19 protein-coding genes are annotated in these 25,252 nt (G+C 74.4%); 12 read left to right on the plus strand and 7 right to left on the minus strand.

Annotated features, from left to right (window positions below):
• Positions 1-17 precede the first annotated feature (17 nt).
• Positions 18-1,313, plus strand: coding sequence for a glycoside hydrolase family 6 protein (locus E4U91_RS04910; RefSeq protein WP_137305513.1), 1,296 nt, complete (start codon positions 18-20; stop codon positions 1,311-1,313).
• A 138-nt stretch (positions 1,314-1,451) separates the two neighbouring features.
• On the opposite strand, the gene E4U91_RS04915 is transcribed toward E4U91_RS04910, so the two are convergent.
• The 3 genes from E4U91_RS04915 to E4U91_RS04925 all read right to left on the minus strand — a co-directional run bounded on the left by E4U91_RS04915 (position 1,452) and on the right by E4U91_RS04925 (position 4,937).
• The gene (locus tag E4U91_RS04915) at positions 1,452-2,441 is read right to left on the minus strand and encodes an ornithine cyclodeaminase family protein (RefSeq protein ID WP_137305515.1); all 990 of its coding nucleotides are present in this window, start codon (positions 2,439-2,441) and stop codon (positions 1,452-1,454) included.
• A gap of 379 nt (positions 2,442-2,820) precedes the next feature.
• Positions 2,821-3,888 carry a hypothetical protein gene (locus E4U91_RS04920; RefSeq protein WP_137305517.1) on the minus strand — a complete coding sequence of 356 codons (1,068 nt, stop codon included), beginning with the start codon at positions 3,886-3,888 and terminating at the stop codon, positions 2,821-2,823.
• A gap of 161 nt (positions 3,889-4,049) precedes the next feature.
• Positions 4,050-4,937, minus strand: a complete 888-nt coding sequence (locus E4U91_RS04925; RefSeq protein ID WP_137305519.1) for a prohibitin family protein — start codon at positions 4,935-4,937, stop codon at positions 4,050-4,052.
• 248 nt (positions 4,938-5,185) lie between these two features.
• Here E4U91_RS04925 and E4U91_RS04930 point away from each other — a divergent pair, with 248 nt between their 5' ends.
• Positions 5,186-6,232 carry a chitinase gene (locus tag E4U91_RS04930; RefSeq protein WP_137305521.1) on the plus strand — a complete coding sequence of 349 codons (1,047 nt, stop codon included), beginning with the start codon at positions 5,186-5,188 and terminating at the stop codon, positions 6,230-6,232.
• 71 nt (positions 6,233-6,303) lie between these two features.
• Here E4U91_RS04930 and E4U91_RS04935 read toward each other — a convergent pair whose 3' ends face one another.
• A complete protein-coding gene (locus E4U91_RS04935; protein ID WP_168218069.1) occupies positions 6,304-7,185 on the minus strand; it encodes an oxygenase MpaB family protein in 882 nt (293 codons plus the stop codon).
• A gap of 111 nt (positions 7,186-7,296) precedes the next feature.
• On the opposite strand from E4U91_RS04935, the gene E4U91_RS04940 reads away from it, so the two are divergent.
• The 3 genes from E4U91_RS04940 to E4U91_RS04950 all read left to right on the plus strand — a co-directional run bounded on the left by E4U91_RS04940 (position 7,297) and on the right by E4U91_RS04950 (position 10,418).
• Positions 7,297-7,647 carry a hypothetical protein gene (locus E4U91_RS04940; RefSeq protein WP_137305523.1) on the plus strand — a complete coding sequence of 117 codons (351 nt, stop codon included), beginning with the start codon at positions 7,297-7,299 and terminating at the stop codon, positions 7,645-7,647.
• A 138-nt stretch (positions 7,648-7,785) separates the two neighbouring features.
• Positions 7,786-8,676: a hypothetical protein gene (locus tag E4U91_RS04945; protein WP_137305525.1), complete on the plus strand. Its 891-nt coding sequence runs from the start codon at positions 7,786-7,788 to the stop codon at positions 8,674-8,676.
• Positions 8,677-9,026: 350 nt separating this feature from the next.
• Complete coding sequence (locus tag E4U91_RS04950; RefSeq protein ID WP_137305527.1) at positions 9,027-10,418, plus strand: tannase/feruloyl esterase family alpha/beta hydrolase; 1,392 nt, start codon at positions 9,027-9,029, stop codon at positions 10,416-10,418.
• Between the two features lie 26 nt (positions 10,419-10,444).
• On the opposite strand, the gene E4U91_RS04955 is transcribed toward E4U91_RS04950, so the two are convergent.
• Positions 10,445-10,627, minus strand: coding sequence for a hypothetical protein (locus E4U91_RS04955; RefSeq protein ID WP_067227620.1), 183 nt, complete (start codon positions 10,625-10,627; stop codon positions 10,445-10,447).
• 274 nt (positions 10,628-10,901) lie between these two features.
• On the opposite strand from E4U91_RS04955, the gene E4U91_RS04960 reads away from it, so the two are divergent.
• The 3 genes from E4U91_RS04960 to E4U91_RS04970 all read left to right on the plus strand — a co-directional run bounded on the left by E4U91_RS04960 (position 10,902) and on the right by E4U91_RS04970 (position 16,939).
• Positions 10,902-13,994 carry a DEAD/DEAH box helicase gene (locus tag E4U91_RS04960; RefSeq protein WP_137310668.1) on the plus strand — a complete coding sequence of 1,031 codons (3,093 nt, stop codon included), beginning with the start codon at positions 10,902-10,904 and terminating at the stop codon, positions 13,992-13,994.
• Positions 13,991-15,331, plus strand: coding sequence for an SWIM zinc finger family protein (locus E4U91_RS04965; protein ID WP_137305528.1), 1,341 nt, complete (start codon positions 13,991-13,993; stop codon positions 15,329-15,331). The genes E4U91_RS04960 and E4U91_RS04965 overlap by 4 nt, the downstream gene beginning before the upstream one ends.
• A gap of 264 nt (positions 15,332-15,595) precedes the next feature.
• Positions 15,596-16,939 (plus strand): esterase-like activity of phytase family protein, encoded by a 1,344-nt coding sequence (locus E4U91_RS04970; protein ID WP_137305530.1) that lies wholly within the window; start codon positions 15,596-15,598, stop codon positions 16,937-16,939.
• A gap of 36 nt (positions 16,940-16,975) precedes the next feature.
• Here E4U91_RS04970 and E4U91_RS38880 read toward each other — a convergent pair whose 3' ends face one another.
• Both E4U91_RS38880 and xylA read right to left on the minus strand, forming a co-directional pair.
• Complete coding sequence (locus E4U91_RS38880; RefSeq protein WP_241678506.1) at positions 16,976-17,569, minus strand: hypothetical protein; 594 nt, start codon at positions 17,567-17,569, stop codon at positions 16,976-16,978.
• A 175-nt stretch (positions 17,570-17,744) separates the two neighbouring features.
• Positions 17,745-18,911 (minus strand): xylose isomerase, encoded by a 1,167-nt coding sequence (gene xylA, locus E4U91_RS04980; RefSeq protein ID WP_137305532.1) that lies wholly within the window; start codon positions 18,909-18,911, stop codon positions 17,745-17,747.
• Between the two features lie 117 nt (positions 18,912-19,028).
• Between xylA and xylB the strand changes: the two genes are divergently transcribed.
• From xylB to exaC, 4 genes are all read left to right on the plus strand, one after another.
• Complete coding sequence (gene xylB, locus E4U91_RS04985; protein WP_137305534.1) at positions 19,029-20,465, plus strand: xylulokinase; 1,437 nt, start codon at positions 19,029-19,031, stop codon at positions 20,463-20,465.
• Positions 20,466-20,798: 333 nt separating this feature from the next.
• Complete coding sequence (locus E4U91_RS04990; RefSeq protein ID WP_137305536.1) at positions 20,799-22,007, plus strand: ROK family transcriptional regulator; 1,209 nt, start codon at positions 20,799-20,801, stop codon at positions 22,005-22,007.
• 94 nt (positions 22,008-22,101) lie between these two features.
• Positions 22,102-23,439, plus strand: a complete 1,338-nt coding sequence (locus E4U91_RS04995) for a GAF domain-containing protein (protein ID WP_137305538.1) — start codon at positions 22,102-22,104, stop codon at positions 23,437-23,439.
• A 116-nt stretch (positions 23,440-23,555) separates the two neighbouring features.
• Positions 23,556-25,079, plus strand: a complete 1,524-nt coding sequence (gene exaC / locus E4U91_RS05000; protein ID WP_137305540.1) for an acetaldehyde dehydrogenase ExaC — start codon at positions 23,556-23,558, stop codon at positions 25,077-25,079.
• The last annotated feature ends 173 nt before the right edge of the window (positions 25,080-25,252 follow it).

Genomic DNA, 25,252 nt, shown 5'->3' on the forward strand with positions numbered 1-25,252 from the left:
GTCGATCAGGAGCAGTCATGACAGCACGCAGCCCGGGACGCGGCACGGCCGCCGCCGTCGCCGCCCTCACCGCCTGCCTGGCGCTCACCGCCACGCAGGCGGCGGCCGCCCCGGTGCCGGGCGGTGCCGCCCAGGGCCGGGGCGAGGTCACCCCGGCCACCCGGTTCTACGTGGATCCGCACAGCAAGGCGGCGAAGCAGGCGCTCGCGGACGTGCGCAGCGGGGACTTCGCGGACGCCGCGAACATGGCGAAGCTGGCGAGCTGGCCCCAGGCCGCGTGGTTCACCGAGGGCACGCCCCAGGAGGTGCGGGCCGGGGTGAACACGCTGGTCCGGCGGGCCGGGGCCGTGCACCGGACCCCGGTCCTGGTCGCGTACAACGTCCCGGGCCGGGACTGCTCGCAGTACTCCAGCGGCGGGGCCGCGTCCTCGGCGGCGTACCGGCAGTGGATCGACGCCTTCGCCGCCGGGATCGGCGACCGCAGTGCGGTCGTCGTCGTGGAACCCGACGGGCTCGCGCTGCTGCCCAAGGACTGCGGGCCGGCCACCGATCCGACCGGCGAGCTCACGGCCACCCGCGTCGCCGACCTCGCGTACGCCGTGAAGACCCTGAAGGCGCGGCCGCACACGGCCGTCTACCTGGACGCGGGGAACGTGCAGTGGCGGGCGGTCGGGGACATCGCCCAGCGGCTGCTGGACGCCGGGGTCCGCCAGGGCGACGGCTTCTCGCTCAACGTGTCCAACACCCACCCCACCGACCACAACGCCCGGTACGGCACCTGGATAGCCGAGTGCATGTGGTACGCCACCGAGGGGCCCGCACCGGCCCGCGGCCACACCGACTGGTGCGCCAGCCAGTACTACTCGGCGGCCGCCCCCAACGACGGCACGCCCGGCAACAGCGTCAACTCCGCCGACCCCGCCACCTGGCGGTGGACGGACGCCTGGTTCGACCAGAACGCGGGCACGCCGCCGGCCACCGCGCTGAGCCACTTCGTCATCGACACCAGCCGCAACGGCCTGGGCGCCTGGACACCGGAGCCCGGCAAGTACAGCGGCGACCCGGAGCCCTGGTGCAACGCGCCCGGCCGCGGTCTCGGCCCGCGGCCCACCGCCGACACGGGGGTGCCGCTCACCGACGCCTACCTGTGGATCAAGGTGCCCGGCGAGTCCGACGGCAGCTGCACCCGCGGCACGGGCGGCACCGTCGACCCCGAGTACGGGATCGTCGACCCGCCCGCCGGCGCGTGGTGGCCCGACCAGGTGCACGGCCTGGCCCGCAACGCGGCACCGCGCCTGACGTTCAACCGCTGACACCGCCCTCCGGGGAGCCGGGCCCGCCGCCCGGTTCCCCGGACCCGCGAACCCGTAGCGGGGCGGGGTACGTGCGGAGGTCCGCGATGGACCGCGCCTTCACATGACGGCCGCCGTGGTCCTTTGCGGGTACGGGCATCACTGCAGCGTGATCTCCTCGCCGATCGACTGCTCGCGCGCGGAGGCGACGACCAGGGCCGTGGCCGCGGCGTCCTGCGCTGCCACGCCGACCGACTTGTAGAGGGTGATCTGGTCCGGTGAGGTGCGTCCCGGTCTGCTGCCCGCGACGAGTTCGCCCAGCTCGGCGTGCACGTGCTCGGCTGTGATGAGGCCGTCGCGGATCGGCACGAGCAGGTCGTTGCTGCCGGCGGGGAACGGGGCAAGCGCGGCCTGCCGCGATTCGACGCACACCAGTGCCTGGGTGACCGTGGCGTCGTCGACCTCGCGGCCGGCCGGGTTGTACCCCACGGACGTGATGTGCACGCCGGGCGTCAGCCAGGAACGGCGGATCACCGGTTCGACGGCGTGCGTCGTCGCCGCGGCGATGTCCGCGCCGTCGAGCGCCTCGGCGTAGCCGGACACGGCCCGGACCTCACCCTCGAACCGGGCCGAGAGTTCTTCGGCCAGGGCGGCTGCCTTAGCCGCGTCCCGGCCGGCGACGCGGATCTGCCGGATCGGGCGGACCCTGCAGATCGCGCGGGCGTGGGACCGTGCCTGCACGCCGGTGCCCAGCACCGCCAGCACCGTCGCGTCCTCGCGGGCCAGCAGCCGGGCCGACAGCGCGGAGCAGGCGGCGGTCCGCGCCGCGGTGATGGCCGTACCGTCCAGCAGTGCGGCGGGCCGGCCGGTGTCCGGGTCGAACGCCACGATCAGCGCCTGGTGCGTGGGCAGCCGTACCCCGTCGTTGTGCGGGAAGAGTGACACCAGCTTGGTGATGAGCGCCCCGGCCGACGGCAGGTGGCCCGGCATGGCCGCGAGGAATCCCTCGCGTTCGGGTACCAGGGCGGCGACACGGTCGGGCACGGAGGCGCGGCCCGCACTGAGGTCTGCCATCGCCGGGGCGAGGGCATCGATCAGCGCGTCCATGTCGAGCAGGGCTTCCACCTGCGAACGGCCCAGAACGAGCATGCGCCTCACCCTCCTGATGCCGGTCGTCCATCGAGCCGTCGCACGGCCACAGCCTCGACCGCAGCCCGCGTCGACCCGGCGACGACACGCCGTCCTGCCCGAGGACGTTCCTCCGTACGCGCCTGAGCGCTTCCCCGACGGATGGGACCGACGTGCGGCGGTCACGCCCGTGCCCGCAAGGCGGACCGGCTCGTCAGACCAGCTTGCAGTGGCTGCCGCGCTGCCACGGTGCCCTGGTCCCCGCGCACACGGCCACCACGACGCCCTGCACCGAGGAGTCGCCCCACTGGAAGGACCCGTCCACTCCCGCTTCCAGCGGCCGTCGTTGAGCTTCTGGTAGCGCACGTACGGGGTGCAACACGCCCTGCTGGGCCGTGCTTCAGAGCTCACCCGTCGGCCCGTCGGGGGAGCTCGCCGTGTCGGCCTTTCCCCAGCTCTCGACGGGTCTGCCGCCGCCGGCGAGGATCGCCTCCTCGTCGTACGAGACACCGAAGCCGTCGTGAGGCAGGAGTGAGACGATCAGGCCGTCCCGTACGGTCCAGCCGATGTCCAGGACCATGGCGACCGGGACGAGGTGCATGTACTCCCCCGGATCGGCGCCAGGCCCGTAGGTGGCCTCGTCCGCGACGGCGATGCAGGCGCCGAGGTCCCGGCTGAAGACGTACCAGCACGCCAGTGCGTCCGGCAGAGCGATGGGGCTGGGCCGGCCGGGAACGATGGTTTCGCTTCCGCAGGCAGCGGTCATCAGCGTGGCCGCCAGCAGGTCGGGCAGGCCGGTGTCGCCCGCCGGCCGGTGTACCGGGACCGTCGCACGGGCGTGGGCCGCTCCTTCGCGCACCCAGCGCCGGTACTCGTCCCACGCGGCCAGTGTCTTGTGCGCTCTGGCCGGCTCCCAGCCCATCTCGGAGGCGACCCGCTGTGCGGCCTGCGGGCCGGTGCCGAAGTGTTCCCGCAGCACGCGGGAGCGCACTGCGGTGGCCCGGGCGAGTTCGGCCTGGGCCGGGATGAGGAGGAAGTGGTTCACCGCCACATCCGCGCCCCGCGGGCCGTACGCCTCACCCAGCGGCGACACACCGGACAGCCATACGGTCTCCAGCTCGGTCAGCACGGCCAGGTCCCGCTCCTCGCGGCCCTCCTCCAGGGCGTACCGGGTCGCCGATCCGGGCCTGGTGAGGCGCTCCAGCACATCGGTGAGTCCCTCGCGCAGCCAGACCAGCGCCTCCCAGGGGCGGTCCTTGTCCACGGCCCAGTACGTGCGTGTGCCCCTGCCCTTGCGCCACAGCCGGTAGACGTCCGCACCCGCTCCCGGTTCGGTCAGCCACAGCCGCTCGCCGGGGCCGCCGATCTCTGCGTTGATGGCGGTCAGCTCCACCACCCGGAGCTGGCCTTCGACGAGGTCGAGCAACTCGTCGTAGGTGAAGCGCGGTTCACGGTGAATCGTCGGCATGCCTGGTCCGTCCCCCTGCCGCAAACGTGGGCCCGTCCATCCCGCTGCGACAGCAGCGCACTGGCGAGCCACGGGAGACCGATCCTTGCACCCACCGCCCTCCGGTGCCCAGCGGGCAGTCGCCGTGGTCGCGCTTGACCGGGCCCACCGGGGCGGCCGTGTCACCTCTTGCCGCTGTCCACGATCACCGGTGTGCCGTTGGCGTCCGTGCCGCACGGGACCGCGTAGACCGGGTTGGCCTTGGCGGCCTCCCTGTAGGCCTCCAGGCACTGGTTGTACAGGACCTTGTCGCTGAGCGAACGTTCGAGGATCTTGTTGGCGGCGGCGATGCCCTCCGCCTCGATCCGCTTGCGTTCCGCCTCGGCCTTCGCCGTACGGGCCGCCTCCGTGGCCCGCTCGGTGGCCTGTTCCTGCTGGATCTTCTTGTCGATCTGTTCCTGCAGCCTGTCCGACGGCCGCACGTTGCGCAGGTTGACGGTGGTGACGTCGATCCCGCGCGGCGCCAGGCGCTCCTTCACCAGGCGGGCGATCTCGGAGCCGATCTGCTCGCGCGCGGAGGCGTACCCCTCCTCGCTGGTCTGCTCGGCGAAGACGTTGCGGATGATCTCGCGGGCGTCGGGCAGCACCAGCCGCTGCTCGACGGCCTCCTCGCTGCCCGCCAGCCGGTACAGCTCGACCGCCTTCGCCGGCGCCACGGCCCACTTGATGGTGACGTCGGCGTACAGCACACCGCCCTGCGAGGAGCGGACCTCGACGACGTCCTTGCCGTTGAGGTCGAGATCGACCGGGCGGGTCGAGAAGGACGTGACGTCGGTGAACGGCGACTTGAAGTGCACGCCGGACCTCAGCGGCGTACCGATCGTGCCGAAGGTCACCGGGACGCCGACCTCGTAGGCGCTCACGACGTGCACACAGGCGAACGCCGCCGCCAGCAGCCCCGCCACCCCGCTGAGCACCGCCCCGAGCTTCCAGCCCGTCACCTCCCGGTGCCGGCCGACGAGGAAGAGGACGACGGCCGCCATGAGCAGCACGATGGACAGCACGAACACAGGTGATCCCCCTCAGGAAACGTTCCCGCGCCCTCCTGGGACGCGACCCCGGCGCGCATCGTAGCGACCGAAGATGACGCCCGAGCCTCACCACGGTTCACCCGCGGTGCGGGCAGGCGAACACAAGATCACCTTCTGCCGCCGGCCGGCTCTCCCGTACGTCTGGTCCAGACCTCTTGACGAAAGGTCTGGACCAGAGCACTGTCATGTCTACGACACCTCACCGCACCCCCCACCGGGAGGCCCGTATGCTCCGCCGTGCCCTGTCCCTGCTCGCCGCCGCGCTGGCGACCGCGGCCCTCACGCAGTTCGCGCAAGCCCCCGCCGCCTCCGCCGCCGACACGTGCGCGTTGCAGCCGAAGCCGACCGGCAAGGTCCTCCAGGGCTACTGGGAAAACTGGGACGGCGCGGCCAACGGCGTGCACCCGCCCTTCGGGTGGACCCCGATCACCGACTCCCGCATCGCCGCGCACGGTTACAACGTGATCAACGCGGCCTTCCCGGTGATCCGTTCCGACGGCACCGCGCTGTGGGAGGACGGCATGGACGCGGGCGTGAAGGTGGCGACCCCGCAGGAGATGTGCGCGGCCAAGGCGTCGGGGCAGACGATCCTGCTGTCCATCGGCGGTGCCGCGGCCGGCATCGACCTGAACTCGACCGCGGTGGCGGACCGTTTCGTCGCGACGATCGTGCCGATCCTGCAGAAGTACCAGTTCGACGGCATCGACATCGACATCGAGACCGGCCTGACGAACAGCGGGAACATCAACCAACTGTCCACGTCCCAGGCCAACCTGATCCGGATCATCGACGGCGTGCTGGCACGGATGCCGGCCGGCTTCGGCCTGACGATGGCCCCGGAGACGGCGTACGTCACGGGCGGCAGCATCACCTACGGCTCGATCTGGGGCGCCTACCTGCCGATCATCAAGAAGTACGCCGACAACGGCCGGCTGTGGTGGCTGAACATGCAGTACTACAACGGCAGCATGTACGGCTGCGCGGGCGACTCCTACCAGGCGGGCACCGTGCAGGGCTTCACCGCCCAGAGCGACTGCCTCGCCAAGGGCCTGGTGGTCCAGGGCACGACGATCCGGGTGCCGTACGACAAGCAGGTCCCGGGCCTGCCCGCGCAACCCGGCGCGGGCGGCGGGTACATGGCACCGTCCCTCGTCTCCCAGGCGTGGCGGCACTACGGCGGCGCCCTCAAGGGCCTGATGACCTGGTCCCTGAACTGGGACGGCTCGAAGAACTGGACCTTCGGCGACAACGTGAAGGCCCTGCAGGGCCGCTGAGCGGCCCCGGACGCACGGATGCCGGACGCACGGACGCCGGACCTCCCCGAGCACCCTCGGGGAGGTCTCCTTCAGTCCGGGTGCCGGACCGGGCAGCCGCGCAGGCCGGGGACGGGGCGGGTGCCCAGTTCGTCCAGGCGGTAGCCGTCCGGGTAGCTCTTGATCTCCCAGTTCTGCCGCCCGTGGTGCGGCGCGCGGCGCGGTGGCAGCAGGCGCACCGCTCGTCCACGCGCGCGTACGGCCCGTCGTACCAGGGCGCGTGCGAGGGGGCCGGGAGGCGTGTAGCGGAACGCCCGAAGGAGCGGGTCGTCGAGCAGGGCGCGCGTCGAGGCGCGCAGGAGGGGTGCGAGGGGGCGCGGGTACCAGGAGGCCATGAGGTCGAGCGTGGCGTCCGCGACGCGGCGCGCGTCCGCGTCCCAGCCGAAGTGGGCCGCCTCGTAGGAGTCGAGGCAGTCCTCGAACTCCTCGTACGTCTGCGGGACGTCCTTGATGCCCAGGTGGCGCCCGAGCGTGCGGTAGTGGACGGCGGAGGCGACCGTCTCGTGCCGGGAGAGCCTGCGCCACCCGTAGGCGTCGATCCACCGCTTGGGCACGACGACGAACGTGCACAGCACGTAGCGCATGTCGTCGTCGGAGATGTCGTAGCTGCGGTGCATCTGGTTGATGCGCCGGATCGCGGTGCGGGCTTCCCTGCTGTCGAAGCCGTGCTCGATGACGGCGTCGAGGAGCAGCGAGGTGTCGTCGTAGCGCTTCTGCGTGCGGTCCGTGAGCTCGGCGGTCGCGGCGAGCAGGCGGCCGATGCTCGGCACCGCGTAGGTGCGGTAGAGCGCCAGTTCAAGGGCTCGGGTGACGTCCCAGGGGAACTCGTAGGCGGTGGTGAGGAGGTAGATCTCCGAGGCCTGCTCGTACGGGTCCATCCGCCGGATCTGTGCCAGCCGTGCGAAGCGCTCCACCGGGCCGTCCCCCTTCTGCCGCCGAAGTTCCCACTCTACGGTGAGTGACGGGGGACGGACGGTCGGTCGACGCAACCGTCGACGCACACCACATTGGGGAAGGTGGTCACCATGTTCGACCGGGTCCGGGAGGGCTGGGCGCGGCTGTTGCACGCCCCGCGCGGGCAGGCGCGGTCCGCCGCCGGAGGGCGGGCAGGCGACGGCGGAGGCGCCGGGGCGGGGCGTACGGGGACCGCCGGCCGGCGCGCGCCCAATCTCTTCGAGGCAGCCGCCGCCTACGTCTCGGCCCGTGTCGAGGACGACCAGGAAGGGATCGACGAGGCGGCGGGCTGGGTGACACCGGAAGCGCTGTCGTTCGGGACCAGCGAGCTGGCCTGTCGCGCGGTCGTCGCCCTCGCGCGGGAGCGGGACGAATCGCCGCGGACCGTCGCCCGTGCACTCCTCGGGCTGCCCAACGGCTGAGACGGCCGGGGCAAAGTTGGCCGATTCGCCCCGTCCGGGCCGGAAAACTGCAGCTCCGGGTGGTCCTGGGAGTCGTGACAAGCTCCTTCCCGGCGCATTAGGGTGCGCGCCGATGGACGAACCGATGGGGAGGCTGGGATGGCAGGGACGGACGAGGAGGCCGTCGCCGCCGCGGACGACGCGCTCTACGTGCTCACGGCGGTGTTGCTGACACCGGCGAAGTTCCCGAGCGTGCTGGGCGACGACTACCCGGAGGCCTGCGCCGCGCTCGGCCTGCCGCCGCTGGCCGACGGCTACGGCCTGGTACTGGGCCAGGACGGCGACGGTGCGCGGTGGACGGTGGTCATCGACGACGTGTCGCTGGTGGCCGTCGCCATCGCGTCCTGGGACTGCGGCATGGAGTACGACCTGTCGCCGGACGACCGCACGGTGGTCGCCGCCCTGCCCGGCTGGCCGCTCGCGGTCGCCGTGGCCGCACCCGGTGTGCCGGCGCCGCACGATCCCGGCCCGGAGATCGCGGAGGGGCCCCCGCTGTGTCCTCCGGACACGACGCGGTGGGGCCCGGCCCAGCGACGGCTCGGCGCCGACGAGATCGCGCTCCAGTGGGCGCTGTGGCGGGAGCAGATCGACGACGCCGAGTTCGCCGTGCCGGAGCAGGGGCCAGAAGGAGCTGGGAGCGTCGAAGTCGCCGAGCCGGGCGACGCTCCGGCTGGGCAGGGCGGCGGGGCCGCCGGCCCGGACGCGGAGGGCGGCCCCAAGGGGCACCACGGCATACGGCGGGTGCTCGCCGAGGCGCGGGCGTACGTCGACTCGCCCCCGCCGCTGGGCCGCGTGCGGTCGTCCTTCGCGTCCGGTGACGCGCGCACCCTGCGTGCCGACGGTCCGGGCTGGTCGCTGGTGGCCCGCACGGACGACATCGCGTTCGTGCTGCTCGACGAGGAGCCCGGCGAGGTACTGCCGGTCGGCCGGGGCCCGGAACTGCCCGGGCTGCTGGAGGCGCTCGACAAGATGGCCGTGCGGCCGCTGTGAGGCGGTGGGGGCCGTGGCCGGGCGGTGTCTTGGCCTGCCGGTCGGGCTGTCGGGTCCCCTGAGGCGGTCAGCGCTTCGGGACGGCATGTCCGTGCTTCGGGACGGCACGTCCGTGCCCGCTCGCGGCCGTGCGGCTCCCCGCCTGTCGGCCGCCGCGCAGCGCCCATGAGTCGGGCCGTCCTCGTGTCGACGCCGTGTAGGGCTACGGCCCACTTGGGCTGAGGACGGGGTGTGGTCCGGCTCCATGGTCCGTCGGCGGCTTCCCGCACAGCATGGGCAGCCCGCGCGGATCGCCGGTGCCACCCCGGGCGCCCGGCGCGCTCCGCGCCGTCTGCTCCTGGAGGTCGTGCATGCGTCCCATCCGAGGTGTTCCGCTCGTCGCCGCGCTGCTGCTGGCGGCGGTCGTCGGCGGACCCACTCCCGCCGCAGCCGGTGCGGGCGCCGACGGCCACTGCGCCCGGCAGGGGCACGTGCGCGTGCCGGGCGCGGCGCTGCAACAGAGCGCCTGCCTGGCCGACCTGACGACCACCGGGCTGCCCGGCACGTCGTACACCGACCTGGCCGACCAGGCGGGGCTGACCGCGCGGGACACGCCGGTGCCGTCCGGGGTACCCGGGGTGCAGGTGGACGGCTACTTCCCGGACTCGTCGCACTTCAACACCACGCACGGGTGGGCGCACGACGCCCAGTTCGTGATCCGGCTGCCCGACCGGTGGAACGGCGGGCTCGTGGTGACCGGCGCGCCCGGGACCCGCAAGCAGTACGCGACGGACAAGGCGATCTCGGACCGGGTGCTCGCCCAGGGCTACGCCTACGCCGCGACCGACAAGGGCAACAACGGGGTGGACTTCTACCGCGACGGCGTGCGGCCCGGCGACGCCGTCGCCGAGTGGAACGCCCGCACCACCCAGCTCACGCGGGCCGCTCGCCGGGTCGTGGCCCAGCGCTACGGCCACGCCCCGCGCCGGACGTACGTCACCGGCATCTCCAACGGCGGCTACCTCACCCGCTGGCAGCTGGAGAACCACCCCGAGCTGTACGACGGCGGAGTGGACTGGGAGGGCGCCCTGTGGACGGCCCACGGGCCCAGCCTGCTCACCTCCCTGCCCACGGCGGTGGCCCGTACCTACGGCGCGGCACGCGTCGAGGACCTGTACGCCGTGGGCTTCGCGCGGGGCTCGGAGTTCCTGTGGCCGTACCACGAGAAGGCGTACTGGGGCGTCACGCAGAAGATCTACCGGGCCGAGTTCGACCCGGGCTACGACCCCGCGTGCCCCGGTCCCTCCGCCGGGACCACGGCGGAGCAGATCCTGGCCCCCTGTCCTTCCGACGCGGACTACGACTACGCCTCCCGTCCGGCGGCGGTGCACCGCGCGGTGGCCCGGGTGGCGCTGACGGGCCGGATCGGCCGGCCGCTCATCACCCTGCACGGCGACCTCGACACGCTGCTGCCGCAGAGCGCCGACTCCGACGTGTACGCGCGGATGATCGACGCGCGCGGACGGGGCACGCTGCACCGGTACTACACGGTGGCCGGCGGCACGCACGTGGACGGGCTGTACGACACCCATCCCGACCGGCTGCGGCCGATCCTGCCCTGCTACCGCTCGGCGTTCGACGCGCTGGTGGCCTGGGTGGAGCACGGCACCCCGCCGCCCGCGGACCACACGCTGGGCAGGCCCGCGGACGGTGACGTGGTCGGTTCGTGCTCGCTGGGCGAAGGGCTCCGGCCCAGCTCCTGACCCGCCTGACGACGGGTCCCCGGCGGTCAGCGGCCGAGCTCCCTGCGACGGATGCGGCGCAGACGGCGCCGCTGCGAAGGGTCGAGCGCGAGGTACGCGGCCGCCGGGACTCCCAGCACGATCAGCAGCGCCGCCCACCAGGGCAGCCAGATCAGCAGGAGCAGCCCGGCCGCCACACCTCCTGCGGCGATCTTGGCGTTCTTCGACATGTGTGTCGCCTCCTCCGCGGCCCCTGCCGCTCTCTGTCCGGAGAACGGCCCCACGCGGCGCGCAGTTCCGCATCCCGACCCTGAGTCGACCCTGAACCACGCCCCCTACGCATCCCTGAGGCGCACCGTGCGGAGGTGTTGTACCCTCGACCACTCCACCCGGTAGTCAAATTTGAGGAGTAGGTTCGTCTTCGTGCAGAGGCCTCCCACGGAACCCACGGAACCCACCCCCGACGACCCCACGACACCCCCGCTCGTCACGGACGCCGCCCGACTGGCCCGCGCGTGCGCCGTCTTCCTGCCGGGCGACCCGGCCCGTTCCGGCACCATCGCCTTCTGGAGCCCGGACGGGGCGGTCGGCGACGACAGGACACGCGCCGCCGCCGATCCGGCGGTCGCCGAACTGACGGTCGTCCGGCCCACGGCCGACGGCGTGGGCACGGTGACGGTGCCGGCGGTGCTGCTCCCGGTGCGCACCGCCCTGCCCCTCCTCGTCCGCGCGCGGGGAGCGTCGGACGCGCATCCGGCCACGGCCTTCTGGGGCGCGGCCACGCTCCTCGCGCTCCACTTCGTGGCGCGCGGACTGGTGCTGCCGGGGCTGTCGGAGAGCGACCACGACGCCTGGCGGATCGGCCCGTTGGGACCGGACGACACCGAGCTGATCCGGCACCTGGCCGCGGCGATGCCGCCCGAGGCCCACGCCGTGCCGGTGGACGAAGGGCAGACCGACGGCGGACGGACGGGCGGCGGACAGACCGCAGACGCGCCGGCCGACGACGGAATGGCGGCCCCCGGACCAGCCCCCTTGCAGCTCCCCGCCCCGGAGACCCTCCTGCGGGCCTTCCTGGACGCGGTCGCCGACGCCCTGCCCCGCTCCCCCGCCGCCCACCTCGTGACCGACGGCCCGGCCTACGCGGCGCTCGCACCGCAGCACCTGCCCGAGCAGCGCGCCTGGGCGGCCGACGTCGCCGCCGGCCACGACGCGGGCGTGCGGATCTCGCTGCGCGTCGAAGCCCAGGGCCTCGACGCGTGCGCGGCGCGGGCTGAGGCGGCCGATCCCGAGGCGGGTGCGGGCGCCGGGACGGCTCCGACGTTGCGGGCCGTTCTCCAGGTGCACAGCGTGAGCGACCCCGCGCTGGTCGCGGACGCCGCCGACGTCTGGGCCGCCGCGGATGGTGCGGCGAACGGGGGTTTCGGCCCGCGCGTGCGGATGGACGTGCTGCTCGCCCTGCGCCGCGCGGCGAGAGCCTGGCCCGCGCTCCTGCCGCTGCTCTCGGCCGCCGTGCCGGACGCCGTGGACCTCCTGGACGACGAGGTGGCCGACCTGCTGGGCGACGGCACGCGCGCGTTGGCGGCCGCCGGTGTCGAGGTGCACTGGCCGCGGGACTTGGTGCGCACGCTCAGCACGGGCGCGACGGTGGGCTCCCCGCAGGACGCCCCACCCATGCCCTCCGCCACCGGAACGGACGCCGAAATCCGCAGCGCAGGCGCCGGCGCGGGCGTCGGCACCGGCACCGGCCACCGCGGCGTCTCGCTCTCCGCCGACGCCCTGCTGACCTTCACCTGGCGCTTCGCGCTCGGCGACCAGCCCCTCACGCGCGAGGAGTTGGAGCGCCTGGCCGAGGCGAACCGGCCGATCGTGCGGCTGCACGACCAGTGGGTCCTGGTGGACCCGCAGGAGGTGCGGCGTGCCCGGGCCCGCCAGGACCGCAAGGTCACGCCGATCGACGCCCTGGGCGCCGCCCTGAGCGGCACCGTCGAGGTCGACGGCCGCCAAGTGGACGTCGAGGCCGCAGGGTGGCCCGCGGCCGTACGGGAGCGGCTGCTCGGCCGGGAGGAGGCGGAGCCGGTACCGCAGCCACCGGGGCTGGCCGCCGTGCTGCGCGACTACCAGCGCCGCGGCCTCGACTGGCTGGCCCGCACCACGGAGTGGGGGCTCGGCTGCTGTCTGGCCGACGACATGGGCCTCGGCAAGACCGTCACCCTGATCGCCCTGCACCTGCACCGCCGGGCGGCGCCGGAGTCCGCGGGCCCCACGCTGGTGGTCTGCCCCACGTCCCTGATGGGCAACTGGCAGCGCGAGATCGAGCGCTTCGCGCCCGGCACGCGCGTGCGGCGCTTCCACGGGCCGCGCCGCGCCCTGGGCACCCCCGGGGACACCTCGGCGGGCACGTCGACCGACACGCCGACCGGCACCCCGGCCCACGCCCACGCCCACGCAGGGGGCGACGCCCCGGCCGACGGGGAGTTCGTCCTCACGACGTACGGCACGCTGCGCCTGGACGCGGCGCGACTCGCCGAGGTGCGCTGGGGGCTGGTCGTCGCCGACGAGGCGCAGCACGTCAAGAACCCGTACTCGGCGACCGCCCGTGCCCTGCGCACCCTCCCCGCACGCGCGCGGGTGGCGCTCACCGGCACGCCCGTGGAGAACAACCTCTCGGACCTGTGGGCGATCCTGGACTGGACGACGCCCGGCCTGCTGGGCCGGCTCGGCACCTTCCGCCGGCGCTACGCGCGTGCCGTCGAGGGCGGCGCGGACCCGGCCGCGGCCGAACGGCTCGCGCGGCTGGTGGGGCCGTTCCTGCTGCGCCGCCGCAAGTCGGACCCGGGCATCGCGCCCGAACTGCCGCCCAAGACCGAGACGGACCACCCGGTCGCCCTGACCGCGGAACAGGCCGGCCTGTACGAGGCCGTGGTGCGCGAGACGCTGGCCGCGATCGCCGCGGCCGACGACATGGCGCGGCGCGGACTGGTCGTCAAGCTGCTCACCGCGCTCAAGCAGATCTGCAACCACCCGGCGCAGTACCTGGGCGAGGAACGCCCGACGATCGCGGGACGCTCCGGCAAGCTGGAGCTGCTGGACGAACTGCTCGACACCCTCCTCGCCGAGGGCGCGAGCGCGCTGGTGTTCACCCAGTACGTGCGGATGGGACGGCTCGTCGAACGGCACCTGGCGACGCGCGGGGTGGCCACGCAGTTCCTGCACGGCGGTACGCCGGTCGCCGAGCGGGAGGCGATGGTACGGCGCTTCCAGGACGGTGAAGTGCCGGTCTTCCTGCTGTCGTTGAAGGCGGCGGGCACCGGGCTCAACCTCACGCGGGCCGAACACGTCGTGCACTACGACCGCTGGTGGAACCCGGCCGTGGAGGCGCAGGCCACCGACCGCGCGTACCGCATCGGCCAGACGCGTCCGGTGCAGGTGCACCGGCTCGTCGCCGAGGGCACCGTCGAGGACCGCATCGCCGATCTGCTCGCGCGCAAGCGCCGGCTGGCCGACGCGGTGCTCGGGTCCGGCGAGTCGGCCTTCACGGAGCTGACGGACACCGAGTTGGCCGACCTGGTCGCACTGCGAGGGGACGAGCGATGAACCACGGGGACGACACGGAGACGAGCCGACACGACGGGACGACCAGCCGCTACGACGGGGCCACCGAGCGCGTCTTCGCCGCGCGGCCCCCCGAGCGGGGCGGGAGCCTCGCCCGGACCTGGTGGGGGCGGGCGTGGCTCGCGGCGCTGGAGGACGGCGCGCTGGACGGGGCCCAGGTCCGCGCCGGCCGCCGGCTCGCACGCGCGGGTGCCGTGGGCGCCGTGTCGGTGCGTCCGGGGCGGGTCACGGCCGTCGTACGGGACCGGGACGGGACGGGGCAGCGCGCGGACGTGCTGCTGGCGGAGCTGTCGCAGGGGCAGTGGGACCGGCTGCTGGACCTGGCCGTCGAGCGGTCGGGTGACGTGGCCGCCCTGCTGGACGGTGAGATGCCGCCGCAGCTCGTCGAGGACGCGGCGACGGCCGGGATCGACCTGCTGCCGGGACTGGGCGAGTTGGAGGCCTCCTGCGGCTGCGGCGCGTGGGACCACTGCGGGCACACCGCGGCGCTCTGCTACCAGGTGGCGCGGCTGCTGGACGACGACCCGTTCGTCCTGCTGTTGCTGCGCGGCCGCTCGCCACGGGCCGTCCTGGACGACCTCCAGGCCCGCGGTACGGCCGCTGCCGCACCGGAGCCGGCCGTGGCACGGCCCCGGCGGAACGGCGTCGACGCGGCACAGGCGTACGCGGCGGTGCGACCGCCCCTGCCCGCGCCGCCCGAGCTCCCCGGGCAGCCCGGGCTGCCGCCCTCCCTGGACGCGGAGACACCCCCCGCTGCGGGCGTCGATCCGACCGCGTTGGAGTTCCTGGCGGCGCGCACGGCGGACGAGGCGCACCGGATGCTGGCCGAGGCGCTGGGCGGCTCCACGCACGCGTGCGTGGAGCTCACGGCCGGTCAGGACGCGGTGCGGCTGGCCGCCGGGCTCGCCGGAACGCCGCGCGCGTTCCGCACGGCCGTCGGTCAGCGCCTCGCCACGGGTTCCGGGCGCACCCGGGACGGTCTGGCGTCGGCCGTGCGGGCCTGGCGGTACGGCGGTGCGGCGGCGCTGTCCGTGCTCGAGGAGGAGTGGGCGGTCGAGGGCGAGGCGTGGGCACGCGCGCGCAGTGCGCTCGAGTCGGCCTGGGAGGACGACGAGCGGCCGGTGCTGCGCGTCCGGGGCAACCGGTGGACGGTGGCGGGCACGTCCTGCCAGCTCCGGCTGGACCGGGACGGTCGCTGGTGGCCGTACCGCAAGGAGCGCGGGCGCTGGGCCCCGGCGGGGGACGCGGCCCGGGACCCGGCCACGGCCCTGGCGACGGCGATGTCCTTCGGGGACGGCGAGGGGGACGCGCAGGTTTGACCTCGGGTGCGGGCGCGGAGATCACCGGCCAGCCGACGGCCTCGCGAAACGGGGGTGACGGCTCACGCCTCACCGCCGCCCACGCCTGACCATGGCCCGCAGCCCACGCCTGACCGCGGCTCGCGGCTCGCTGCGCACGCCGAACCACCCCGTGCGTCGGCCCGACCCGCGGCCGACGCACGGCGTTCACCGCGTCGTCGTGCCGCGTTCCAGGAGTGACTCAACTGTGTGCGCTGTCACCCCGTTCGCCCCTCAGGAGGCCCGATGTCCCCGTACGCCGCCGGCCGGCGCCGCGTCCACCGTTCCGTCGCGGCGGTCGTGCCGCTCGCCGTGGCAGCCGCGCTGCTGTCCGCCCGGTCGGCCGACGCGTCCGCTCCCGCCGCGCAGGCCCAGGTCGTGCGGACCGCGACGCTCGGGGACGTGCCGCTGGGGACGTTCAGCAACGGGCTGCTGCCCGGCTCCGTGGCCGACGACCGGGGCGTGGACCTCGGCGGCATCGGCAGCGACATCTACCCGGCGGGCCGCAAGGGCGAGTTCTGGACCGTCACCGACCGGGGGCCCAACGGCCAGATCAAGGTGAACGGCAGCAAGCGGCGCACCTTCCCGGTGCCGGGCTTCGACCCGGCGATCGTGCGGATCAAGGTGACCGGCGACTCCGTGCACGTGCTGCGGGCCGTTCCAATCACCACCTCGTCCGGCAAGCCGGTCACCGGTCTGCCGAACCAGGCGGGGCGCGACGAGGCGCCGTACTCCTACGACGCGCGCACGGCGCTGTCGTACGACCCGAACGGTCTGGACACCGAGGGCATCGTGCGGGCCGCGGACGGCTCGTTCTGGCTCGTCGACGAGTACGGGCCCTCGCTGGTGCACGTCTCCGCGCGCGGGGAGGTGCTGACGCGGTACGTGCCCCGAGGGCTCGGGCTGACCGGGACCGACTACCCGGTGGTGGAGGCGCTGCCCGAGGTGCTGCTGCACCGGAAGATCAACCGCGGCTTCGAGGGACTCGCCCAACTGCCGGGCGGCGACCTGGTGATCGCGTTGCAGAGCCCGCTGTCGCTGCCCGACACGGACGCGGGCGAGGCGTCGCTCACCACGCGGCTGCTGCGCTTCTCACCGAAGAGGAAGGCCGTCACCGCCGAGTACGCCTACCGCTTCGACCCGGTGGGCGTCGTCGACCCCGGTGAGGACGACACCTCCGAGCTGAAGATCTCCTCGGTGGTCGCGGTGGGCGGCGACCGGCTGCTGGTGGAGGAGCGCACCGACAGGGCCGCGCGGCTCCAGGTGGTGCGGCTGGACCGGAAGGCGGACATCCTGGGCGGCCGTTGGGACGACGACACGACGTCGCCCTCCCTGGAGCAGCTCGCCGACCCGGCGGGCTCCGGCGTCCCGGTGCTCGCCAAGCGGCTGGCGGTGGACCTCGGCAAGGTGGCGGGCGTGCCCGGGAAGATCGAGGGCGTCGCACGCGTGGACCACGACACGCTCGCCTTGATCAACGACAACGACTTCGGGATGACCGACGGGACCGGGGCGTTCGATGCGCAGGGCAGGCTCGTGGACAGCGGCATCGAGACGAAGGTCGTCCACGTCCGCCTCCCGCGCGGGATCTGAGTCCCCCGCCTCGTCGCCCGCCCGCACCCGCGCCGCCTACGGCACCAACCCCGACGGCAGCAAGGACTCCAGGCCGCTCGGCAGCAAGGACTCCAGACCGCTGGGCAACTCGGAGGGGAACCCGCTCGGCAGCTCCGTCGGCAGGCCGCTCGGCAGTGCCGTCGGGAAGCCGCTGGGCAGCTCCGTCGGCAGCCGGGACGGCAGGGCGGTGGGGAGCCGGGTCGGCAGGCGGAAGGACGGGCTGCGCGTGCCCGTGCCGGTGGTGCTCCCGCCGGGCGACTCGTCCGAGCCGTCGTCCCCGCCCGAGGCGAGCACCACGACCACCACGACGGCCGCCACGCCCACCAGCACGCCGAGGGCGATGAGCAGCGGGTTCCGGTGGCCGCGCGGGCCCCGGCCGCCGGACCCTTCACCGGGGTCGGGGCCCGGGTCGTAGGGCGGCGGGGGCGGCCCGTAGCCGTCCCCCGGTGGGCCCGGCGGAGACGGCGGAGGCGGTCCGAAGCCGTCGCCCGGAGGACCCAGCGGACCCGGAGGACCCGGCGGAGGCGGTCCGAAGCCGTCGCCCGGAGGGGGCGGCGGCATGTCGCTCGGCGGGTGGGGCGGGCGCGGCGGTACGGGCGGCGTGGCCATGCCGCCCAGGGTGTCGAGAAGTCGCTCCGGGCGCGAGCCCCCGCGCGGGCGTCGGCACGGAGTCGTGCCACGGAAGACACGATTCCGGCGCAACGGCCGCGCGCAGGCCCTGACCTCGCGCCCGGAGCGACGTGGGGGGCGTGCGCGGGTGCTCGACCCGCGCACGCGCGCGTACTCAGCCCCGCGCCCCCAGCAGGTGGTCCATCGCCAGCTGGTCGAGGCGCTCGAAGGCCATGCCGCGCGCGGCGGCGGCCTCCGGGTCGAACTCCTCGAACGCCGAGCGGTCCCCGAGCAGCGCCTGCAGGCCGTCGGCGGCGGTCGGCTGGGCCAGCTCGTCGAGGCGGGAGGCGCGCAGGGCCTCCTGGACCTCCGGGTCGGAGCGGAAGGCGGCCGCGCGCTCCTTGAGGATCAGGTAGTTGCGCATGCAGCCCGCGGCGGACGCCCACACGCCGTCGAGGTCCTCGGTCCGCGGCGGCTTGAAGTCGAAGTGGCGCGGACCGGCGTAGCCGGCGCTCTCCAGCAGGTCGACCAGCCAGAACGCGGCGCGCAGGTCGCCGGCGCCGAAGCGCAGGTCCTGGTCGTACTTGATGCCGGACTGGCCGTTGAGGTCGATGTGGAAGAGCTTGCCCGCCCACAGCGCCTGGGCGATGCCGTGCGGGAAGTTCAGGCCGGCCATCTGCTCGTGGCCGACCTCCGGGTTCACGCCGTACAGCTCGGGGCGCTCCAGGCGCTCGATGAAGGCGAGGGCGTGGCCGACGGTGGGCAGCAGGATGTCGCCGCGCGGCTCGTTCGGCTTGGGCTCGATGGCGAAGCGCAGGTCGTAGCCCTGGGAGGTGACGTACTCGCCGAGGAGGTCGAAGGCCTCCTTCATGCGGTCGAGGGCCACGCGCACGTCCTTGGCGGCGCCGGACTCGGCGCCCTCGCGGCCGCCCCAGGCGACGTAGGTCTCGGCGCCCAGCTCGGCGGCGAGGTCGATGTTGCGGATCGTCTTGCGCAGGGCGTAGCGGCGCACGTCGCGGTCGTTCGCGGTGAACGCGCCGTCCTTGAAGACCGGGTGCGTGAAGAGGTTGGTGGTGGCCATGGGGACGGTCAGGCCGGCCGTGTCCAGGGCCTGGCGGAAGCGCTTGATGTGCTCCTCGCGCTCGCTGTCGGAGGACCCGAAGGGGATCAGGTCGTCGTCGTGGAAGGTGACGCCGTAGGCGCCGAGCTCGGCGAGGCGCTGCACCGACTCGACCGGGTCGAGGGCACGCCGGGTGGCGTCGCCGAACGGGTCCCTTCCCTGCCAGCCGACGGTCCACAGGCCGAAGGTGAACCTGTCCTCGGGGGTGGGCTGGTAGTTCATGCCGCGGCTCCTTGCGTGCTGAGACTATTTCGTCATGGCCGTTTACAAATTAGTATGCCTGAGCATCCCTGGGAAGACAGATCCCGCGGAGCCGCGGAAAAAATTAGGGAGAGACCGATGTCAGCAGCCGAGGGTCCGCTCGTCGTCGGCGTGGACACGTCCACCCAGTCCACCAAGGCGCTGGTCGTCGACGTGGCCACCGGCCGGGTCGTCGCGAGCGGCCAGGCGCCGCACACCGTGTCCTCCGGAGCCGGCCGCGAGAGCGACCCCCGGCAGTGGTGGGACGCGCTGTGCGAGGCGCTGCGCCAGTGCGGCGACGCGGCGCACGAGGCCGCCGCGGTGTCGATCGGCGGCCAGCAGCACGGGCTGGTGACGCTGGACGCGCAGGGCGAGCCGGTCCGCCCCGCCCTGCTGTGGAACGACGTGCGCTCGGCGCCCCAGGCCCGCAGGCTGACCGAGGACCTCGGCGGGGCGAAGTTCTGGGCGGAGCGCACCGGCTCGGTCCCGGCCGCCTCGTTCACGGTCACCAAGTGGGCGTGGCTCGCCGAGAACGAGCCCGAGGCCGTCCGCGCCACGCGCGCGGTGCGCCTCCCGCACGACTACCTCACCGAGCGCCTCACCGGCGAGGGCACCACCGACCGCGGCGACGCCTCCGGCACGGGCTGGTGGGCCTCGTCGACGGAGGCGTACGACCCGGAGATCCTCGCGCACGTGGGCCTCGACCAGGCGCTGCTGCCCCGCGTGGTGCGGCCCGGCGAGGTCGCGGGCACCGTGCACCGCCACGACCTGCCGTTCTCGAAGGGCACCCTGGTCGCCCCCGGCACCGGTGACAACGCGGCGGCCGCACTGGGCCTCGGGCTGCGTCCCGGCACCCCGGTGCTGAGCCTGGGCACCTCGGGCACGGTGTACGCCGTCTCCCGGCACCGCCCCGCCGACCCGACCGGCACCGTCGCGGGGTTCGCCGACGCGCACGGCGACTGGCTGCCGCTGGCCTGCACGCTGAACTGCACGCTCGCCGTCGACCGGCTCGCCGCGCTGCTGGGCCTGGACCGCGAGGCCGTCGAGCCCGCGGGCGGCGTCACGCTCCTGCCCTACCTGGACGGCGAGCGCACCCCCAACCTCCCGCACGCCGCCGGGCTGCTGCACGGCCTGCGCCATGACACCACCGCCGGCCAGATCCTCCAGGCCGCCTACGACGGCGCCGTGCACGCACTGCTCGCCGCGCTCGACCTGGTCCTCGACGCGGACGCGGACCGCTCCGCCCCGCTGCTGCTGATCGGCGGCGGCGCCCGCGGCACCGCCTGGCAGCAGACGGTACGACGGCTCTCCGGACGCCCGGTCCAGGTGCCCGAGGCCAGGGAACTGGTCGCGCTCGGCGCCGCCGCCCAGGCCGCGGGCCTGCTGACCGGTGAGGACCCGGCCGCCGTGGCCCGGCGCTGGGACACCGCCCGCGGTCCGGTGCTGGAGCCCGTGGAGCGGGACGGGGCGACCATGGACCGGATCTCCGGGGTACTCTCCGATGCCGCGGCGCTGCTGGAGCGGGGCACGGACTGAGGCCGGACAAGCGCCGGCCCGGGCTCCGGCGGACCTTGGCGACCGGCCGGGACCGGGCGGTTTCCGGAACACTCCGGTGACCGGGCCCCGACCGGCGCGGTTACCGGTGAACTCCGGTGACCGGACCGGGACCGGCGCGGTTTCCGGAGGACTTCGGCGACCGTGCCGAGGGAGCGAGGTGCCGGGACCGCGTCGAGCGGCGCCGGGACCGACGAAGGGACCGGGGGCGGACCGACGAGGGGCCCGGGGACGGACCGACGACATCGGCCGTCCCGGGCACCGGCGAAGGCCGCCGCGAGGACCACGTAGGCCGACCTGAGGACTGACGGAGGCATGAGCGCACCGCTGCACGAGGACCGACCCACCGGCCGGGGGCCGGCGCTGCCCGACACCCAGCAGGGCATGCGGCGCCGCAACCTGGCGCGCGTGATGCACGCCGTCCGCGCGGAGGGGTCGCTGTCACGGGCGGCGGTCGCCTCGCGCATCGGGCTGACCCGGGCGGCCGTGTCGACGCTGGTCGACGAGCTGATACGCACCGGACTGCTCGAGGAGCTGGGCCCCGAGCGGCCCGGCCGGGTGGGCCGCCCCGGCTCGGCCCTCGCCGTGAGCGGCCACGGACCCGCGGGGATCGGGGCGGAGATCGGCGTCGACCACCTCGCGGTGTGCGCGATGGACCTGCGCGGCGAGGTGCGGGCGCGGGCCGTGCGGCACGGCACCAACCGGGGCCGCTCCCCCGAGCCGGTCGTCGCCGAACTCGCCGAGCTGATCGACGAGGTGGTCACGGCCGCGCGGGGCGAGCGGCTGTGGCCGGCCGGGCTGGCGGTGGCCGTCCCCGGACTGGTGGCCCGGGACGGCCGCACCGTCGTCCGCGCCCCGAACCTCGACTGGCTCGACACGGACCTGGGCGCCCTGCTGCCCGTGGACCACCCGCTGACCGTGGACAACGAGGCCAACTTCGGTGCCCTGGCCGAGCTGTGGCTCACCGAGGGCACCCCGCGGGACTTCCTGCACGTGTCGGCGGAGATCGGCATCGGTGGCGCGGTCGTGGTCGACGGCAGCCTGCTGCGCGGCACGCGCGGTTTCGCCGGCGAACTGGGCCACGTCCCCGTCCACCCCGAAGGGCCCGCGTGCGGGTGCGGGGGGCGCGGCTGCCTGGAGCAGTACGCCGGCGAGGAGGCCGTGCTGCGGGCGGCCGGTCTCGAACTGGGCGAGGACCGCGTGGGGTTGCTGGCGGGGCGGGCGGCCGACGGCGACGAGGACGTACGGCGCGCCCTGCGCGACGCCGGGACGGCCCTGGGCATCGCCCTGACCGGCGCGGTCAACCTCCTGGACCCGCGGTCGGTGGTGCTGGGCGGCGCCCTCGCCGGGCTCGCGCCGTGGCTCCTGCCCTCCCTGGAGGAGGAGTTGGCGCGGCGCACGGCGGGACCCGCCTGCCCGGTGTCGGTGTCACCGCTGGGTCCGCAGGGGCCGCTGCTCGGCGCGGCGCACGCGGTGGTGCGGGGCGTGCTGGACGATCCGGCGGGCGTGGCCACGCACTCCTGACGGTGCGACAGGCGCCGTATCGGCGGCACCTGTTGTCGGGTCCCGGTCCCCGCGTGAGGATGGTCCCCAGCCGTATCGCTGTCGGGAGGCCGAGTTGACCGATCCCTGGGTGGCTCTGGAGCCGGGCGCCGATCCCGGAGAACGCGTACGGGTCCTGCGGCGCGCGCACGAGACGTTCACCGCGGCGGGCACCGTGCCGCGGCCGGTACGGACCGTGGTGGCCGACTCCTGGAGACGGTCGGCGCGGGCCGGGGTCGGGCCGGACGGCGCCGCGCGCGTCGAGTTGAGCGACGGCGACCTCGGCGCGTACCGGGCGGAGCACCCGCTGGCCGCGGTGATGCCGCTGTTCCGAGAGCTGTTGGGCACGTTCGCCGCCGACGGCGAGCACCTGCTCGCGGTGTGCGACGCGCACGGGCGGCTGCTGTGGGTCGAGGGGCACCCGGCGACGCGCAGGAAGGCCGGGCGGATGAACTTCGTGCCCGGTGCGCGGTGGGCGGAGAGCGAGGTCGGCACCAACGCGCCGGGGACGGCCGTCGCGGTGGACCGGCCGGTGCAGGTGTTCGCGGCCGAGCACTTCATCCGGCGCGTGCAGCCGTGGACGTGCGCGGCGGCACCGGTGCACGACCCGCGCACCGGGCGGGTGCTGGGCGCGGTGGACATCACCGGGGGCGACGGGCTGGCGCACCCGCACAGCCTGGGCTTCGTCCAGGCGGTCGCGCGGGCCGCCGAGTCGCACCTGGCGCTGCTCGCGCCGCCCCAGCCGCAGGTGGACACACCGGAGTTGACGGCGCTCGGGCGCGACGAGGCGCTGCTGTGCACCGGCGGACGGCGGCTCCGCCTCAGCCGGCGGCACAGCGAGATCCTGGTGCTGCTGGCCGGGCACCCGGAGGGCCTGAGCGGGGACGAGCTGCTGTGCGCGCTGTACGAGGACGAGTCGGTGACGCCGGTGACGCTGCGCGCGGAACTGGCCCGGCTGCGCGGGGTGCTGGGGCCGGGGCTGCTGGCGTCGCGGCCGTACCGGCTCACGGTGCCGGTGACCTGCGACGTCGCGGTGGTGGCGCGCCGTCTGGCGGCCGGCTCGGTCACGGGCGCGGCGGCGGCGTACGCCGGTCCGCTGCTCCCGGCGTCGCAGGCCCCGGCGGTCGTCCGGATGCGGGAGCGGCTGGCCGACGAGGTGCGGGCGGCGCTGATCGCCCGCGGCGATCCCGACCTGCTGGCGGACTGGGTCCACGCGGCGTGGGGCGAGGAAGACCTCGACGTGTGGCGGGCGTTGGCGGCGGCGCGCCCCACGGCGGCGGTGCGGGCCCGGCTCGCGGCGCTGGAGGCGGAGCTCGCCGCACCGGCCGGCTGGGACCGGGCGGGCCGCGCGGCCGGGACCCGACATCCGGCGGCGTGGCCGGGCATGCCGCGGACACGTCCCGCAGGGGTGTGACCCCGGGCCCGGCACGGCCCCCGACGGCACGCAACCTTCGTGCAACGTAGCGGCTCCTAGCCTCGCACCGAGAGCCGCCCAACGGCGGGCGGCGCTTGGTGAGGGAGGCAACCCGCATGACTCGTTACGCCGCGCCGGGCACCGAAGGCGCGATCGTCTCCTACCAGTCGCGCTACGACCACTTCATCGGCGGGGAGTACGTGCCGCCGGCCCGGGGGCAGTACTTCGAGAACCCGAGCCCCGTGAACGGGCAGCCGTTCACGGAGGTGGCGCGGGGCACCGCCGAGGACGTGGAGAAGGCGCTGGACGCGGCGCACGCGGCGGCACCCGGCTGGGCCCGCACCTCGGCCACCGAGCGGTCGGACGTCCTGCTGAGGATCGCCGACCGCATGGAGGCGCACCTCGAACCGCTGGCGGTCGCGGAGAGCTGGGAGAACGGCAAGCCGGTGCGCGAGACCCTGGCCGCGGACATCCCGCTGGCCATCGACCACTTCCGCTACTTCGCGGGGGCGGTGCGCGCGCAGGAGGGCTCGCTCAGCGAGGTCGACGACGACACGGTGGCGTACCACTTCCACGAGCCGCTGGGCGTGGTCGCGCAGATCATCCCGTGGAACTTCCCCATCCTGATGGCCGCGTGGAAGCTGGCGCCGGCGCTGGCCGCGGGCAACGCGGTGGTGCTCAAGCCCGCCGAGCAGACCCCGGTGTCCATCCACTACTGGCTGAGCCTGGTCTCGGACCTGCTCCCGCCGGGCGTGCTCAACATCGTCAACGGCTTCGGGCCGGAGGCGGGCAAGCCGCTCGCGTCGAGCCCCCGGGTGGCCAAGGTGGCGTTCACCGGGGAGACCTCCACGGGCCGGCTGATCATGCAGTACGCGGCGGAGAACCTGAAGCCGGTCACGCTGGAACTGGGCGGCAAGTCCCCGAACATCTTCTTCGACGACGTGTGGGAGAAGGACGACGACCTGCGGGACAAGGCGCTCGAGGGCTTCACCATGTTCGCGCTCAACCAGGGCGAGGTGTGCACCTGCCCGTCGCGCGGCCTGATCCAGAGCGGCAACTACGGCGACTTCCTGTCGGCGGCCGTCGCCCGCACCGAGCTGATCAAGCCGGGGCACCCGCTGGACACCGACACGATGATCGGCGCCCAGGCGTCCGGCGAGCAGCTCCAGAAGATCCTGTCGTACATCGACATCGGCCGCGAGGAGGGCGCGAAGGTCCTCACGGGCGGCGAACGTGCCGAGTACGACGGCGAGTTGAGGGGCGGGTACTACGTCCGGCCGACCATCTTCGAGGGCGAAAACCGCATGCGGGTCTTCCAGGAGGAGATCTTCGGGCCGGTCGTCTCGGTGGCGTCGTTCGACGACTTCGACGACGCCATCAAGATCGCGAACGACACGGCGTACGGCCTGGGGGCCGGGGTGTGGACGCGGGACATCAATACCGCGTACCGCGCGGGCCGGGCGATCCAGGCGGGCCGGGTCTGGACGAACTGCTACCACGCCTACCCGGCGCACGCCGCGTTCGGCGGGTACAAGCAGTCCGGGATCGGCCGGGAGACGCACAAGATGATGCTGGAGCACTACCAGCAGACGAAGAACCTCCTGGTGTCGTACTCGCCGAAGAAGCTGGGCTTCTTCTAGACACCCCGGAGCCCCACCCGGTCGGCACCCCCAGGGGCGCCCGGTGCCGCGCGAGCCGCGGCACCGGGCGCCCCTGCGTTCGTGTGCGAGTCCTTGACGGCCCAGCAACCGCTTTCTACTCTCACGCTCACGCCGTGGAAGCGCTCCCACAGCTTCCCCGGGCCGCCCCCGTC

It is taken from the genome of Streptomyces lasalocidi, assembly GCF_005280215.1.
Lineage (GTDB): Bacteria > Actinomycetota > Actinomycetes > Streptomycetales > Streptomycetaceae > Streptomyces > Streptomyces longwoodensis.

What these genes read in the sequence shown, in the direction of transcription:
- xylA (WP_137305532.1), bottom strand. Translation starts at nt 18,911, where the DNA reads ATGAACTACCAGCCCACCCCCGAGGACAGGTTCACCTTCGGCCTGTGG.
- E4U91_RS04950 (WP_137305527.1), top strand. Translation starts at nt 9,027, where the DNA reads ATGCGTCCCATCCGAGGTGTTCCGCTCGTCGCCGCGCTGCTGCTGGCG.
- xylB (WP_137305534.1), top strand. Translation starts at nt 19,029, where the DNA reads ATGTCAGCAGCCGAGGGTCCGCTCGTCGTCGGCGTGGACACGTCCACC.
- E4U91_RS04910 (WP_137305513.1), top strand. Translation starts at nt 18, where the DNA reads ATGACAGCACGCAGCCCGGGACGCGGCACGGCCGCCGCCGTCGCCGCC.
- E4U91_RS04915 (WP_137305515.1), bottom strand. Translation starts at nt 2,441, where the DNA reads ATGCTCGTTCTGGGCCGTTCGCAGGTGGAAGCCCTGCTCGACATGGAC.
- E4U91_RS38880 (WP_241678506.1), bottom strand. Translation starts at nt 17,569, where the DNA reads ATGGCCACGCCGCCCGTACCGCCGCGCCCGCCCCACCCGCCGAGCGAC.
- E4U91_RS04945 (WP_137305525.1), top strand. Translation starts at nt 7,786, where the DNA reads ATGGCAGGGACGGACGAGGAGGCCGTCGCCGCCGCGGACGACGCGCTC.
- exaC (WP_137305540.1), top strand. Translation starts at nt 23,556, where the DNA reads ATGACTCGTTACGCCGCGCCGGGCACCGAAGGCGCGATCGTCTCCTAC.
- E4U91_RS04965 (WP_137305528.1), top strand. Translation starts at nt 13,991, where the DNA reads ATGAACCACGGGGACGACACGGAGACGAGCCGACACGACGGGACGACC.
- E4U91_RS04940 (WP_137305523.1), top strand. Translation starts at nt 7,297, where the DNA reads ATGTTCGACCGGGTCCGGGAGGGCTGGGCGCGGCTGTTGCACGCCCCG.
- E4U91_RS04955 (WP_067227620.1), bottom strand. Translation starts at nt 10,627, where the DNA reads ATGTCGAAGAACGCCAAGATCGCCGCAGGAGGTGTGGCGGCCGGGCTG.
- E4U91_RS04970 (WP_137305530.1), top strand. Translation starts at nt 15,596, where the DNA reads ATGTCCCCGTACGCCGCCGGCCGGCGCCGCGTCCACCGTTCCGTCGCG.
- E4U91_RS04920 (WP_137305517.1), bottom strand. Translation starts at nt 3,888, where the DNA reads ATGCCGACGATTCACCGTGAACCGCGCTTCACCTACGACGAGTTGCTC.
- E4U91_RS04990 (WP_137305536.1), top strand. Translation starts at nt 20,799, where the DNA reads ATGAGCGCACCGCTGCACGAGGACCGACCCACCGGCCGGGGGCCGGCG.
- E4U91_RS04930 (WP_137305521.1), top strand. Translation starts at nt 5,186, where the DNA reads ATGCTCCGCCGTGCCCTGTCCCTGCTCGCCGCCGCGCTGGCGACCGCG.